This is a genomic window from Microbulbifer variabilis, from assembly GCF_023716485.1.
In the GTDB taxonomy this organism is placed as follows: Bacteria; Pseudomonadota; Gammaproteobacteria; order Pseudomonadales; family Cellvibrionaceae; genus Microbulbifer; species Microbulbifer variabilis_B.
The window spans coordinates 3,286,935-3,301,085 of record NZ_CP092418.1 but is presented as its reverse complement, the minus strand read 5'-3'; the positions used below and the strand labels follow the sequence as shown (position 1 = coordinate 3,301,085).

Here is a 14,151-nt window from a genome sequence, read left to right as displayed (position 1 = left end):
GCCGTGCTTGAAGAGCGCGGCCGTATTGTCGCCATAGAATCCGACGCTGTCTGGGTTGAAACAATCCAGCGCAGCGCCTGCAATGGTTGTGAGGCCAAGTCTGGCTGCGGCACTGGTCTACTTGGTGACTTTTTTTCTTCTTCCACGCGAGTGAGAGCAGTTCTTAACGGCTACCCGGCCGATAAAATTTCCCTGAATGATACCGCCGTAATCGGCATTACTGAGAGTGCCCTCACCAGCAGTACCCTGCTGGTTTATTTGTTACCCCTGGTTTCCCTGGTGCTTGTCGCACTATTGGGGGACTATTTTTTCGCTGAGGCTGGCGCCGTTATAGGCGCGCTAATGGGCCTGCTGGGCGGTGCTCTCGGCGTGCGTTGGTACAGTCGCCGCCAAGCTGCCAATCCCACTTTTACCCCGGTGCTGTTGCGCATAGAGCCCAGCAGCGGGCATTCATAACAGAACCTAAACTGATAACTCCAAGGTTTAATCGGAGTCTTTCCATGTTGGCCCGCTGCTATATAGAGCGCTGGCCCCTGCGCACGGCCTTTGTTATCTCCCGCGGAGCTCGCACTGAAGCAGAAGTCGTCGTTGTAGAGGTAAAGCTGGAAGGCCGCGTGGGTATTGGAGAGTGCACCCCTTATGCCCGCTATGGCGAAAGCCCTGAATCGGTTGTGCAGCAGCTGGAACCCTTGCTTTCCGAGCTGGCTGCCGGTTTGAAGCGGAGTGCTTTGGCGTCGCGATTGCCCGCTGGTGCCGCGCGCAATGCCCTCGACTGCGCGCTGGCTGACTGGGAGGCGAAGTACAATAATGTGCCCTTTGCCGGTCCCGATTCCCTGCCCACCGTACAGACTTTGGTGATCGATAGCCCGGAGGCCATGGCTATGGCCGCGGACAATGCGGTATCCCATGGAGTGCAAGTGTTAAAGCTCAAGCTGGATGATCACCTGGTCTGTGAGCGGGTGGCGGCCGTACGTGCCGCTGCGCCCAGTGCCCAGTTGGTGATTGATGCCAATGAAGCCTGGCAGAGCATCACTCTGATCGAACGCTGTCAGCAGTTGGCGGAGTTGGGGGTTGCCATGCTGGAGCAACCCTTGCCTGCGGACGACGATAAATTTCTCTCCACATTTCCCCATCCACTTCCTATCTGTGCCGATGAGAGCTGCCATACCCGAGCTGACCTGCCGCGCCTGAAGGGGCGCTATGAGATGGTCAATATTAAGCTCGATAAGACCGGGGGGATTCGTGAGGCTGAGGCTCTGGCGAAGGAGGCTTCTGCGCAGGGTTTTGAGCTGATGCTCGGTTGTATGTTGTGTACCTCGCGAGCAATACGTGCGGCTTGGCCTCTGGGGTCAAAGGCGCGCTACCTGGATTTGGATGGCCCTACCTGGCTGGCGAGAGATGCCGAGCCCCCACTGCGCTTTACTGCTGGCAGGGTTTATTGGTCGTAAGTAATCAGGTCGATCAGTATATCCAGATATTCTTCACTGGCTGCATCAGCGGAGATTGGTGGAAACTCCACGGTGATACAGGGCAGGGCGCGCTCGGCGCACCAGGTACCGAAAGAACCCGGTGTTTGGTAGCCTAGCTGTTCGACCAGTGGCAGCTGCATACCTTCGGCCAACCAGGCTCCCAGTGTAGTTTTGTCGGGGTCTTCCACGCAGCCCAGGGGTTCGTGGATGGATACCGTCCAAGGGGGCGCCAGTTTAGTAATCAACTGGGATAACGCGGAGGTTTCACTCTCAGAGGCGGGCCTGTTGCCGGTACCGAGTTGGACATCGCGGGCATCTGCTGTGCTATTCCAGCGGTAAACATTGCCGCCGCCGTCCCAGTTCTCTGTGGCAAAGTTGCGGTTCAGGTCTACGCCGTTTGCATTGCAGCGGGTACCCAACTGGCAACCATCGGGATTTACCGCCAGTATCACATGGTGTTTGAGCTGGTTCGTCGCCAGTGAGCGCAGTGCACAAGAGAGTGCTACCACTGCTGCGACTTCATCGCCGTGGGTGCCGGCCATCACCAGGCCCGGTTTGTGGCCGGATTGAGCGGGAAAATAAAAAAGTGGTGCGCCCAGGGCACTGTATCCGTACAGTTCTTTGGGGAGGTGGAATTGGCCTCGCTGTGGGCGTGGGCGCAGTTTGGACATCGCTGGCCTTTACACAGATTTACATTAGGCGGCAGAACTTTCGTGGCTATACAGCCACTAAATCGTTACTGAATGTCCCTAAAGGGGCCGGAGCCATTCCGTCGAGGCATGCCCTGGAAGGGATTCAAATTCCAATGGTTTCATATTAGAAGGGAACACTAGGGGTAACAAACCTATGGTTAAACGCTGTACACAATATCTCTTGGTACTCTGTCTCTTGGCTTCCGGCGCTGCTAGTGCGCGCGGACTGCCAGAACTTACCGAATTGATAGAGGAAAACTCTCCTGCGGTGGTTAAGATCAACACGGTGGATCGCAGCCGAGTGGCTCGCGGCAACAACTCGCCGCAGTATCAGCAGGAAATCCCCGATATTTTCCGTCACCTGATCGAGCCACGCCGTCGTCAGCGCCCAGTGGCCAGCATGGGCTCAGGTTTCATCATTTCTGAAGATGGTTATATCGTGACCAACAACCATGTGGTCGATGGTGCAGATGAGGTGAGAGTTACGCTAACCGATCGCCGCGAATACGAGGCGAAGGTGATAGGCACCGATGAGCGCTCGGATCTTGCCCTGCTCAAGATCGAAGCCGATGACCTGTCGGCAGTGCGCTGGGGGGACTCAGAGGAGCTGCAGGTGGGTGAATGGGTGGTCGCGATCGGCTCGCCATTCGGCCTCGACTACTCCGCCAGTGCCGGTATCGTGAGTGCTATGGGGCGCAGTATCCCCAATGAAAGTCGCGAAAACTATGTGCCATTCATTCAGACCGATGTAGCGATCAACCCTGGCAACTCCGGTGGGCCGTTGTTTAATCTCGATGGGCGGGTAGTGGGGATCAACTCCCAGATTTATACCCGTAGCGGCGGATCTATAGGCCTGTCTTTCGCTATCCCAGCGAGTCTGGCCCAGGATGTGGTTGCCCAGTTGAAAGAGAAGGGCCGTGTGGATCGCGGCTGGCTCGGCGTTGGTATCCGCAATGTGGACCGTGATATGGCTGAAGCCATGGGGCTCGGTAAACCTTCTGGTGCGCTAGTGGAGCAGGTGAGTCCAGGTACTCCTGCGGCTGAGGCCGGTATTAAACCTGGAGATGTAATTATCCGTTTTGATGGTCGCAAGATTGGTGTACATGGAGACCTGCCACATGTAGTAGGTCAGGTTCGCCCCGGCACCGAGGTGCCCGTGGAGCTGATGCGCAAGGGCAGAACCGAAAAGCTACAAGTGGTTGTTGGCTCCCTGCCGGGTTCTGATGAAGAGCGCAGCCAGGCGTCCAATCAGCCGGCATCCAGAATGGGTGGCCCCCTCGGTGTGGTTGTCGAGGAAATCCCGGAGGGTATGAAGCAGCGCTGGAATGTAGATACTGGCGTGCTTGTACGCCAGGTTATTCCCGGCAAGCCAGGTGCAAAGGCGGGTCTGCGTAGCGGCGATATCATCGCCCAGTTGGGCTTTGAGGAAGTGACCGATATCAGCGACTACGAAACGGTGGTCGATGACCTCCCCAAAGATGAGCTATTGCCGATCCGCTTTTTCCGAGCTGGCCAGTCAACTTTCCGCACAATTAAGATCGAAAGCTAAGTACAAGAGGCAAATGGTGGCCCATTGTGTCACCTGCCTCTCACCTCTGCTCGGGAGTTCTGTTAGACTTGCGCCACACAGCTGGCAGCTCCGTCAGCTAATCATTTGATTTTTCAAGGGTTTTTATTCCGCAGTGGCCACAGATCTCTCACATATCCGCAATTTCTCCATTATTGCCCATATCGACCACGGGAAATCTACCCTGGCGGACCGCTTTATTCAGGATTGCGGCGGGCTCTCAGACCGCGAAATGGAAGCCCAGGTGCTCGACAGCATGGAGTTGGAGCGCGAGCGCGGTATTACCATCAAGGCGCAGAGTGTAACGCTCGACTACAAAGCGCGGGATGGTAAGACCTACCAGTTGAACTTTATCGATACCCCGGGACACGTGGACTTCTCCTACGAGGTATCCCGCTCTCTGGCAGCCTGTGAAGGGGCGCTGTTGGTAGTGGATGCCGCACAAGGTGTCGAGGCCCAGTCAGTGGCCAACTGTTATACGGCGATTGAGCAGGGCCTGGAGGTTATCCCGGTACTAAACAAGATGGACTTGCCCCAAGCGGACCCGGATAAAGTCGCTGAGGAAATTGAGGAAATCATCGGCATCGATGCAGCTGATGCGACCCGTTGCAGCGCCAAGTCCGGTCTGGGTGTAGAGGATGTCCTTGAGGATCTGGTGCGTCAGGTTCCACCACCCGAGGGCGATGTGGATGCGCCGCTACAGGCCCTAATCATCGACTCCTGGTTCGATAGCTATTTGGGCGTTGTGTCCCTGGTACGAGTGGTGCAGGGCACCCTGAAAACCAAAGACAAGATTGTCACCAAGTCGATTGGTCGCCCCCATGTGGTGGATAACGTCGGTATCTTTACCCCCAAGCGCAAAGAAACTGGTGTGCTGCGTGCCGGTGAAGTGGGTTTTGTTGTGGCTGGCATCAAGGATATCCATGGCGCGCCAGTGGGCGATACCCTGACCCACGCTAAGGGTGCCGATGAAATCGAAATGCTGCCGGGCTTCCAGAAGGTCAAACCACAGGTTTACGCGGGTTTGTTCCCGGTTAGCTCCGACGATTACGAAGGCTTCCGCGATGCGCTGGAGAAGCTTTCTCTTAACGATGCCTCTTTGTTCTATGAGCCTGAGACCTCTGATGCGCTCGGCTTTGGTTTCCGCTGCGGCTTCCTCGGTATGCTGCACATGGAGATTATCCAGGAGCGTTTGGAGCGCGAGTATGATCTCGACTTGATCACCACCGCGCCAACTGTGGTGTATGAGGTTGAGCAGACCGACGGCGAAGTGGTGATGGTGGATAACCCATCGCGCCTGCCGGATGTGGGTAACATTGAGGAGATGCGTGAGCCTATTGCCGAGGTGAATATCCTGGTACCGCAGGAATATCTGGGCAACGTGATTACTCTTTGCGTGGAGAAGCGCGGTATTCAGAAAGATATGCAGTACGTGGGTTCCCAGGTATCCCTGCGCTATGAGCTGCCCATGAGTGAAGTGGTGATGGATTTCTTCGACCGCCTCAAGTCGGTGAGCCGTGGCTTTGCTTCCCTGGATTACAGCTTTGTACGCTTCGAAGCGGCAAAACTGGTGCGTCTGGATATCCTCATTAACGGGGATCGAGTCGATGCCCTGGCGCTGATCGTGCACCGTGAGAATGCCCAGCAGAAGGGGCGTGCCATGGCGGAAAAAATGAAAGAATTGATTCCCCGGCAGATGTTCGATGTGGCAATTCAGGCGGCTATTGGTGGCCAAGTGGTGGCCCGTACCACCGTAAAGGCTCTGCGCAAGAATGTGACTGCAAAATGTTATGGTGGCGATGTCACCCGTAAGAAAAAACTGCTTGAAAAGCAGAAAGCGGGTAAGCGCCGTATGAAACAGCTCGGTCGAGTGGAAGTGCCACAAGAGGCCTTCCTGGCCGTGCTGAAGGTGGATCAATAGCGGCTAGGTCCGCTATTGGCTTCAAGGAAAATAGAGATACATAATGGATATTAATTTACCTCTGATTCTGCTCTGGTTAGTCGTTATCAGTGGCGGTATCTGGCTGGTAGACAGCCTGTTTTTTGCCCGTCGCCGCAAAAAAGAAGGCGGGGGCAAGCAAGAGGATCCAGTGGTTGTGGAGTACGCAAAGTCGTTCTTCCCAATCCTGGCAATCGTTTTTGTGTTGCGCTCTTTTATTGTCGAGCCTTTCCAGATTCCCTCTGGCTCCATGATCCCAACCCTTCAGGTTGGTGATTTTATTCTGGTCAATAAGTATGAGTACGGCTTGCGCTTGCCGGTCTCCCGTAAAAAAGTAGTAGATATCGGCGAACCTCAGCGCGGCGACGTGATGGTGTTTTTCCCACCGCACATGAATGATACCTACTTTATCAAGCGGGTTATTGGCCTTCCCGGTGACAAAATTGAGCTGAAAAACAATGTGCTCTATGTCAACGGTGAGCTGGCACCGCAGGAGCTGATTCAGGCGATGCCCCCGGTAAATCCGAGACAGGAAATATTGTGGGAAAATCTCTATGGCAAGCGCCATTTAATGCAAAAAAATATCCCTGCCAGTCAGTACGGTAACTTTAGTGGTGTAGTCCCGGAAGGCCATTACTTTATGATGGGCGACAACCGCGATAACAGCCTCGATAGCCGTGCATGGGGCTTTGTCCCTGAGCGTGATGTAGTGGGTAAAGCTTTTGCTATTTGGATGCACTGGGACAACTGGCTCAGTTTGCCCAGCTTTAAACGAGTAGGCTCTATCCAATAACGAAAATGGCCGGCGTTGTGCCGGCGATATGGATTGAGGGCAAAGGTAATGAGTAGTGTTATCCGGGTTTCACTAAAGCGTCAGCGCGGCATGAGTTACTGGGGTTGGTTGTTGGTTATTGCGGTGTTGGGCTTTGCCCTTACCTGTGTTTCTAAAATGGCCCCAGCCTACGTGGATGCGCGTTATGTGAGTGAGGCCCTGAGAACTCTGGGTGAGAACCCGGAGCTGGAAAATATGTCGACCGGCCAGATCAAGAAAGAGCTGGGCCGTTTCTTTCTGATCAATAATGTGCGTGGAGAGCCCACTAAAGCATTGCAGGTGGTGCGTGGGGCGAAAAGTACTGTGGTCAGTATTAATTACGAGTTGCGCCAGCCGCTGATTTATAACGTGGATGTCGTGATGAAATTTAACAAACAGCTCAATACGGCCAAGCCTGAGCTTTGTTGTGATCCTTTGATAGATCTGGAGCAATTCCGCAAACGTGACTGACCTTTTACTGGAGCGCCTCTGCCAGCGCCTTGGCCACAAATTTGAACAAAGCACTCTTTTGGAGTTAGCGCTTACACATCGATCCCACGGCAGCCGTAACAACGAGCGTTTGGAATTTCTCGGCGATTCCATTCTCGGCTTTACTATTGGTGCCGCACTCTATGAGCAATTTCCCCAGGGTCGCGAGGGCCAGCTGAGCCGTTTGCGCGCGCAATTGGTCAGTGGTGAAACCCTGGCCAAGCTGGCGCGAGAGCTGGATATTGGCGACTGCTTGCGCCTGGGCGAGGGTGAGATGAAAAGCGGCGGCTTTCGCCGTGCCTCTATCCTGGCTGATGCGGTGGAGGCCCTGATCGGTGCTATCTACCTTGATGCCGGTCTGGAGGCAGCGCGCGCTAGAGTGCTGGCATGGTTTGCACCACGGCTGCAGGAGCTGTCACTGGAGACGGTGAAAGACCCCAAAACCCGCTTGCAGGAATGGCTCCAGGCCCGTAAAAAGCCACTGCCAGAGTATTCGGTTGTGGATGTATCCGGTGCTGAGCACGCCCAGCACTTTATCGTAGAATGCCGGGTTAGTGGTTTGGCTCAGCCGGTTCGCGGCGAGGCCAATAGTCGCCGCGCCGCAGAGAAAACTGCTGCGGTAGAGGCTTATAAGCGCCTCACTGGGCAGGACTAACCTTACAATTAGAGCGCAGCGGTTTATCGCCCGGCTCGGACAGATAGCCCCTGTGTGCGGGGGCGAGCAGAGCCCGGTTTCGCTGGGCACTTCAACCCTTTCGGAGAAACTTCTTGAGCGAACAACCCTCTCGCTGCGGCTATGTAGCGATCGTCGGCCGCCCCAATGTGGGAAAGTCCACGCTGCTTAACCATTTGCTGGGCCAGAAGCTGGCAATTACTTCACGCAAGCCCCAGACAACCCGCCACAACATGCTCGGTATTAAAACCGATGGCCCCAATCAGATTATTTTTGTGGACACACCCGGCCTGCATTCGGATCAGGAAAAGGCCATCAACCGCTATATGAACCGCGCCGCTTCCAGTGCAGCGCGGGATGTAGATGTGGTGGTGTTTGTCGTGGAGCGCACCCGCTGGAGTGAGGGAGACCAGCTGGTGGCCGATAAGTTGCGCGGTCTCAAGTGTCCGCTGATTATCGCCGTCAATAAAGTCGATCAGCTGGAGGATAAGAATGATCTGCTACCTCAGCTGCAGGCTTTGGCGGAACAGCACCCTAAGGCTGAAATTGTGCCGATCTCGGCACTGCGCAACGTCAACCTTGATTCCTTAGAAGAGGTGATCCTCAAGCATTTGCCAGAGGGGCAACACTTCTTCCCAGAGGATCAAGTTACTGATCGCAGTTCACGCTTCCTCGCCGCAGAGATTGTGCGTGAAAAAATTATGCGTCAGCTGGGAGCGGAAGTGCCCTACCAGGTCACTGTTGAGGTTGAGGAGTTCAAACAGGAAGGGAAGATTCTGCATATTAGCGCAGCGATCCTGGTGGAGAGATCGGGGCAGAAGCGTATTATCATCGGCAACAAGGGTGAACGTATCAAGCAGATTGGCAGTCAGGCTCGTGAAGATATGGAGCGCCTGTTCGATAGCAAGATAATGCTGAATTTGTGGGTTAAGGTGAAGTCCGGCTGGTCTGATGACGAGCGTGCCCTACGCAGTCTCGGCTATCGGGACGAGTAACTCTCTTCCCCTGACTCGTCCGCCATGAAGACACCACCGCCGGCGCAGCCGGCGTACATTCTCCACTCCCGGCCCTATCGCGACTCCAGCCTGATTCTTGAGTTATTCACTCCAAACCATGGCCGTATTGGTTGTGTTGCCCGCGGTGCGCGGAGGGACAAGCAGCGGCGCCAGCAGGCGCTGCAACCTTTTACGCCTCTATTAGTTACTCTGCTCGGTGCTGGATCCCTGAAAACCCTCGGGCCCGTGGAGAATGTTGGAGTTCCACTCTGGCTTAAGGGACGTGCTGTCTATGGCGGGCTCTACGCCAATGAGTTGATGGTGCGCTTGCTACCGGAGGGCGAGGCGCACATAGGTCTGTTTGCCACCTATCAGCGTCTATTGCAGGAGCTATCAGATCTGGGCGGTACGGACAGTGCAGAGTTGGAAGGACCACTGCGCAGTTTCGAATTACAGCTGCTCGCGGAGTTGGGTAGTTGCCCACCCTTGGATTATTGTGTGCAGAGTCAGGGTGTTGTGAGTGAGGCCGGCAGCTATAGGTTGGAATTGGAGGTGGGCTTTGTGCCGGTGCACAGGCAGGGTGCCACTGCTCTGCGTGAGTGGGAGTTTTTTGGTTCAGAGCTGCTGGGGGTACTGCGGGCTAAAGAGTCTGGCAAGTGGCCGGCAGAAGTATTGGGCCCGGCGAAGCGTTTAACCCGTATTTTGTTGCACACATTACTGGGGGAGAAGCCCTTGCAGAGCCGCGAGTTATTTAAACAGGTTTACGGGAAATGATTGTTAGCATCGGTACCGACATTTGCAATTACAGCCGTATCGAGTCAGTTTGGCGCCGCCATGGTGATCGTTTCGTGGAGCGTATATTGAGTGGTGGCGAACGCTGTGATTTTGCCGATCTTGCCGAGGCCAATAGAGCGGCCTATTTGTGCAAGCGCTTTGCAGCTAAAGAAGCGGTGGGTAAAGCCCTAGGCACTGGTATTGGAGAAGGTGTTTCCTGGCAGGATATTGAAGTGCGCCGGCGCCAGGGTGCAGCTCCGCAGGTGCTGCTGCGGGGTGGAGCGCAGAGGCGGGCTCAGGCGATGGGAGTGGAGGTGATACACCTCTCCCTTTCTGATGAAAAGGATGCAGCCCTGGCGTTCGTGATTTTTGAAGCTCGCAGTTAGGCCGGAGCATCTCCCCGGCCTTAATTCACTGCGAGTCAGGCAACCTCCAACCCAAACAGTGTGTCGAGATCCTGCTCGGAGGCCCATTCTCGCAGGGCACGAATTTCCCTGAGTGCCCTATCCAATTTGCGGCGGTCGAGCTGGGGATTCTCCTGATTTTGCTGGATACGTAACTCCTCCTGTAACACACAAGTGGCCTCTCGTAGGCGTGATACGCCACAATAACAACAGCCGCCGTGCATGCGGTGGGTCAACTCAAACATGCCTTTTATGTCGCCTAGACCCTGTAGTCGCTCCAGTTCCCGTTCATCGGTTATCAACCCATCCACGAGCATTTGCAGCATATCCCTGGCCAGTTTTGCATCGCCATTTGCCAGGTTGAGACTCTCTCCGATATCCACCAGGCGCATCTGGTTTGGGTTCAATTTTTCTACCACTTGTGGAGTGATAATTTTGAGCCAGCGTTTGATCATATGGGACAACTGGGCTTCGCTTACTGGTTTGCTCAGGTAGTCGTCTAGCCCTGCGGACAGTAGCCTCGCCTTCTCCTCGGCTCCCACATGGGCAGTGAGTGCAATAATGGGCGTGCGGCGGCCGGTCTCTCGTTCGCGGATGCAGCGGGTGACTTCAATACCGTCCATACCGGGCATCTGGATATCCATGAAGACCAAGTCGAACGTGCTTTGCTGCCAATGTAGTAAGGCTTCTTCACCACTGGCGGCGATCACCACCTCTACACCCTGGGCGCGCAGTAACTCGCCGACCAGGCGCCGGTTAGCGGCGTGATCATCCACGGCCAGGACACGCGGTGGCGCGGGCCAGGGGAGGGCGGGTACGACACCATTACTGGGGCGAGGCTGGCTCTGTTGGGGGACGGCTCTTTTCAGGGCGCGAAGCAGGTTCTCGCGGGTTACCGGCTTGCCAAGGAAAGTTAAGGTGCGGGTGCGCAACTGCTCATAGCAGCGGCGCAGCTCTGCTGGGGCACCGAGTACGATTACCCGGCATTGATAGGCATCGACCAGGGACTGTACCTTCATGCTGAAGCTGTCAAAGTCTCCCTTGGCGATGGCGGTATCGATAATCACCGCATCTGGCAGCGCATCGTGCCGCCACATTTGTTCAATTGCTGGCTGCAGAGTATCGGTATCGGCAAGTTCAATGGGTTCAACCTGCCACTGTTTAAGCAGTTGAGCAACCTGGGAGCGGGTCAATTCGTTGGGGTCGGCAATCAGTATGCGGCAGTCTGGGAAAAGCACCCGTGGCGGGATGCCGCGGTTGCGTTCCGGTACCAGGGTCAGTTCCACCCAGCAGGTGCTGGCACCATTTGCAGCTACTTCCATACCCGTGCAACCGCGCATGCGCTCGACGAGGCTGCGAGCGATAGAGATTCCGAGCCCGTTGGCGCTGATCTGCTGCGAATGTTGTGGTGTTTTGGCGTTGAGAATTTGTTCCAGCTCGCGGCGACCGGGCTCATCAATGCGATTGCCAAGGTCGGTAACACTGATTCGCAATACCAGTTCAGAGTCCTTATTGCTCTGTACAGTGAGGCGTACCGGGATATTACCATTCTCGGAACTGCGCACGGCGTTACCGAGCAGGTTGGTAAATATTTGCTTTGTACGTAGAGGATCGCCCACCAGGGTGACAGGCAATTGTGGGTCAATCAGTGGCACCAGTTCCAGGTGATGCTCATAGGCATAAGGGGCAAGAATTTGCAGGGTCTCCTCAAGCAGCTGCCCCAGGTCCATAGGGATATGGTCGAGCACCAAATTGCCGGACTCGATTCGAGAAAAATCCAGGATATCGTTAATTGTGGTGAGCAGGTTTTCTGAGGAGCGCAGAATGGTTTGCAGGTAGTCCTGTTGTAGCTCATCGATCTCGGTTTTAAGCAATAAATTAGTAAACCCGATAATGCCGTTTAATGGTGTGCGGATTTCATGGCTGGTATTGGCAAGGAAGGTCGACTTGATACGGCTCGCCTCCTGGGCTCTTTTGCGTGCCAGGTCCAACTCGATATTTTGCTCTTCCATACTGTCGAGAGACTGACGTAGATCGTCCATGCTCTGCAGCATGTTCGATTTATAGTCCCGCTGGTAATTGGCAAGACTTTCACCCATCTCGTTAATCTGATCGGCCAGTTGTGCGAGTTCGCGGTTCTCTATCTCGTGAATGCGGCGGTCAAACTCACCGCGCCCCATGGCTTGTAATACCTGTCCCATACGTACCAGGCTGTGAGCAAAACGCTCAGATAAAATCACCGACCAAGCTAGGGCGGCCAAGGTGCAAATAATTAAGCCCACCAAGCCCACGAGTAATACTTGGTAGGTGCCCACAAGAAAATAGGGCCGGTGTAGCTCGATACTAATCCAGCAGGTGGTGATGTCCCCCTTTAATGGCTGTAATACCTGTAGGGTTTCATCATCTTCAAAAATAAAAGCTTCGCGTTGATTGAGTTGGTGGTTTGTAAGCGGGGTGCGTGGTCGTGGGCCCACACTGGCCAGAAGCCCCAGCCCAGTGGATCTATCCAGTGAGATTTTTTTACTTTCCTCAGTGGAATAAATATGCACCGAGCGCACCATGTCCTTTTCTAACATCAGTGCCAACAGGCTCTTGCGTAACCATTCCATACGCAGATCGAAAGGGTGGCCGCCACTCATTTCAATTAACTCGGCCAGTTGCTCGGCACTTGCCCGTCCGTGGCTGAGTAAGAGCTGGCGGCGATCGTGCATTTGTTGCAGTGTGAACACCAGGGCCAGAGTCATGGCCAAAATCAGCGCTGGCGCAACCGTGAAGCGAAACATAGTTGAACGCAACGAGCGGAGCTCTGAAGGAGCCGGCATGGAAGGGTCGGTATTATTTGGGGCCATGAGAAATCAAGGGTCTTGTGCGATTATTTTTTCCCCATTTTACCCCTATGCGAGAGGAGGCGCACTCCTATACGGGCTGCTCTGGGTAAATGTTTTCTGCTTTGCGATTTTTTGATACTTGTAATAACTCGACTATATAGTCCACCAAAATAGTCGGTATTTAGCCCGAGAGGGAGCATCGGGTACACTGTGCGGCCGCAATATGTCTGGACTCAAGGTACTATGGATTACCCAACGATTGCTGACTGCGTAGGTAATACGCCACTGATCAAGCTGCAACGCCTCCCCGGTGATACCAGCAATACGATTTTGCTCAAGCTGGAAGGTAATAATCCGGCCGGTTCGGTAAAAGATCGCCCAGCTCTATCAATGATCAACCACGCCGAGGCAAGAGGGCAGATTAAACCAGGGGATACCTTGATAGAAGCTACCAGCGGCAATACGGGCATCGCACTGGCAATGGCAGCTGCCATTAAAGGTTATCGTATGATCCTGATTATGCCGGACAGTGCTACCGCAGAACGTAAGGCTTCTATGACAGCATACGGTGCCGAGCTGATTTTGGTCAGCGCGGAGGAGGGAATGGAAGGTGCTCGGGATCTGGCTCTTCAAATGCAGACCGAAGGTCGTGGCCTCGTGCTTAATCAATTTGCCAATGCGGATAATCCTCTGGCCCATTACGAGGGTACCGGGCCCGAAATTTGGCAGCAGACCGCTGGGGAAATTACTCATTTTGTCTCTTCTATGGGGACCACAGGTACCATAATGGGCTGCGGCCGCTTTCTGAAAGAGCAGAAGCCGGAGATTCAGATTGTGGGTCTGCAGCCAACCGATGGTTCCAGTATTCCCGGAATTCGCCGATGGCCACAGGCTTACCTACCAAAAATTTTTGTCCCAGAGGAAGTGGATCTCGTTATCGATATGGATCAGCGGGAAGCGGAGGAAATGACACGTAGGCTGGCGCGTGAAGAGGGCATCTTCTGTGGTGTTTCTTCCGGCGGAGCGGTTGCCGGAGCACTGCGCCTTTCCTGCCAAGTGGAGAATGCCATAATTGTGGCAATCATCTGTGACCGCGGTGATCGCTATTTATCCTCGGGATTGTTCAATCAGTAAGGCTGGGAAAAAAGGCACAGTCGGGTGTGCAGATTTTTTGTTGCCCCCGACTTTAGTGTGATTTTTTATATGCCTGCCAATCTATCTGCGTATATTTGATATTTCCTCTCTCCGACTTTTATTTTTAGTTTTTTTTGACGCTCTGATTTTAAGCGTGTTCTCAGTTTAAGATTGTCAGTGCGTAGATTGTTTTATTAAAACAAAGACCATTAATTAGCTGTGGGCGGCAGGTGAGGGCTTAAAGCTCTCTTTATGTGGCTAATGAATAGGCTTCCACTAAAAAGGCTGTAATAGAGACTGGTTTTCTCGGTTTTTCAGTGTCACCGCTGAGATGTTGAAAATGAGAGGGCCTCTCTGTAAAAGCCTTTCAGCCCGA

Annotated in this window: 13 protein-coding genes; 11 read left to right on the top strand and 2 right to left on the bottom strand. The window is 54.3% G+C overall.

Features of this window, described 5'->3' with window-relative positions; all coding sequences use genetic code 11:
- The first annotated feature begins 3 nt into the window (after nucleotides 1-3).
- Both MJO52_RS14635 and ycjG read left to right on the top strand, forming a co-directional pair.
- Nucleotides 4-456, top strand: coding sequence for a SoxR reducing system RseC family protein (locus MJO52_RS14635; protein ID WP_252082567.1), 453 nt, complete (start codon nucleotides 4-6; stop codon nucleotides 454-456).
- 44 nt (nucleotides 457-500) lie between these two features.
- Complete coding sequence (ycjG, locus tag MJO52_RS14630; protein ID WP_252082564.1) at nucleotides 501-1,448, top strand: L-Ala-D/L-Glu epimerase; 948 nt, start codon at nucleotides 501-503, stop codon at nucleotides 1,446-1,448.
- Here the strand turns inward: ycjG and mpaA are convergent.
- A complete protein-coding gene (gene mpaA, locus MJO52_RS14625; protein WP_252082561.1) occupies nucleotides 1,436-2,140 on the bottom strand; it encodes a murein tripeptide amidase MpaA in 705 nt (234 codons plus the stop codon). The two genes, ycjG and mpaA, sit on opposite strands and share 13 nt — an antisense overlap.
- Nucleotides 2,141-2,315: 175 nt before the next feature.
- Between mpaA and MJO52_RS14620 the strand changes: the two genes are divergently transcribed.
- From MJO52_RS14620 to acpS, 8 genes are all read left to right on the top strand, one after another.
- Nucleotides 2,316-3,710, top strand: a complete 1,395-nt coding sequence (locus MJO52_RS14620) for a Do family serine endopeptidase (RefSeq protein ID WP_252082559.1) — start codon at nucleotides 2,316-2,318, stop codon at nucleotides 3,708-3,710.
- A 133-nt stretch (nucleotides 3,711-3,843) separates the two neighbouring features.
- Nucleotides 3,844-5,649 (top strand): translation elongation factor 4, encoded by a 1,806-nt coding sequence (gene lepA, locus MJO52_RS14615; RefSeq protein WP_252082557.1) that lies wholly within the window; start codon nucleotides 3,844-3,846, stop codon nucleotides 5,647-5,649.
- 43 nt (nucleotides 5,650-5,692) lie between these two features.
- Nucleotides 5,693-6,460, top strand: coding sequence for a signal peptidase I (lepB, locus tag MJO52_RS14610; RefSeq protein ID WP_252082555.1), 768 nt, complete (start codon nucleotides 5,693-5,695; stop codon nucleotides 6,458-6,460).
- 48 nt (nucleotides 6,461-6,508) lie between these two features.
- Entirely contained in the window at nucleotides 6,509-6,949 is a 441-nt protein-coding gene (locus MJO52_RS14605) for a DUF4845 domain-containing protein (protein WP_252082554.1), read from the top strand.
- On the top strand, nucleotides 6,942-7,622 hold the full coding sequence (gene rnc, locus MJO52_RS14600) for a ribonuclease III (protein ID WP_252082551.1): 681 nt from the start codon (nucleotides 6,942-6,944) through the stop codon (nucleotides 7,620-7,622). The genes MJO52_RS14605 and rnc overlap by 8 nt, the downstream gene beginning before the upstream one ends.
- 113 nt (nucleotides 7,623-7,735) lie before the next feature.
- Nucleotides 7,736-8,635, top strand: coding sequence for a GTPase Era (gene era / locus MJO52_RS14595; RefSeq protein WP_252082549.1), 900 nt, complete (start codon nucleotides 7,736-7,738; stop codon nucleotides 8,633-8,635).
- A 24-nt stretch (nucleotides 8,636-8,659) separates the two neighbouring features.
- Nucleotides 8,660-9,409, top strand: coding sequence for a DNA repair protein RecO (gene recO / locus MJO52_RS14590; protein WP_252082547.1), 750 nt, complete (start codon nucleotides 8,660-8,662; stop codon nucleotides 9,407-9,409).
- Nucleotides 9,406-9,795: a holo-ACP synthase gene (acpS, locus tag MJO52_RS14585; RefSeq protein WP_252082544.1), complete on the top strand. Its 390-nt coding sequence runs from the start codon at nucleotides 9,406-9,408 to the stop codon at nucleotides 9,793-9,795. Before recO ends, acpS begins: the two co-directional genes overlap by 4 nt.
- A gap of 35 nt (nucleotides 9,796-9,830) precedes the next feature.
- Here the strand turns inward: acpS and MJO52_RS14580 are convergent, their stop codons facing one another.
- Entirely contained in the window at nucleotides 9,831-12,596 is a 2,766-nt protein-coding gene (locus MJO52_RS14580; protein ID WP_252082542.1) for a response regulator, read from the bottom strand.
- A gap of 288 nt (nucleotides 12,597-12,884) precedes the next feature.
- Between MJO52_RS14580 and cysM the strand changes: the two genes are divergently transcribed.
- A complete protein-coding gene (cysM, locus tag MJO52_RS14575; RefSeq protein ID WP_252082540.1) occupies nucleotides 12,885-13,775 on the top strand; it encodes a cysteine synthase CysM in 891 nt (296 codons plus the stop codon).
- Nucleotides 13,776-14,151: the final 376 nt, after the last annotated feature.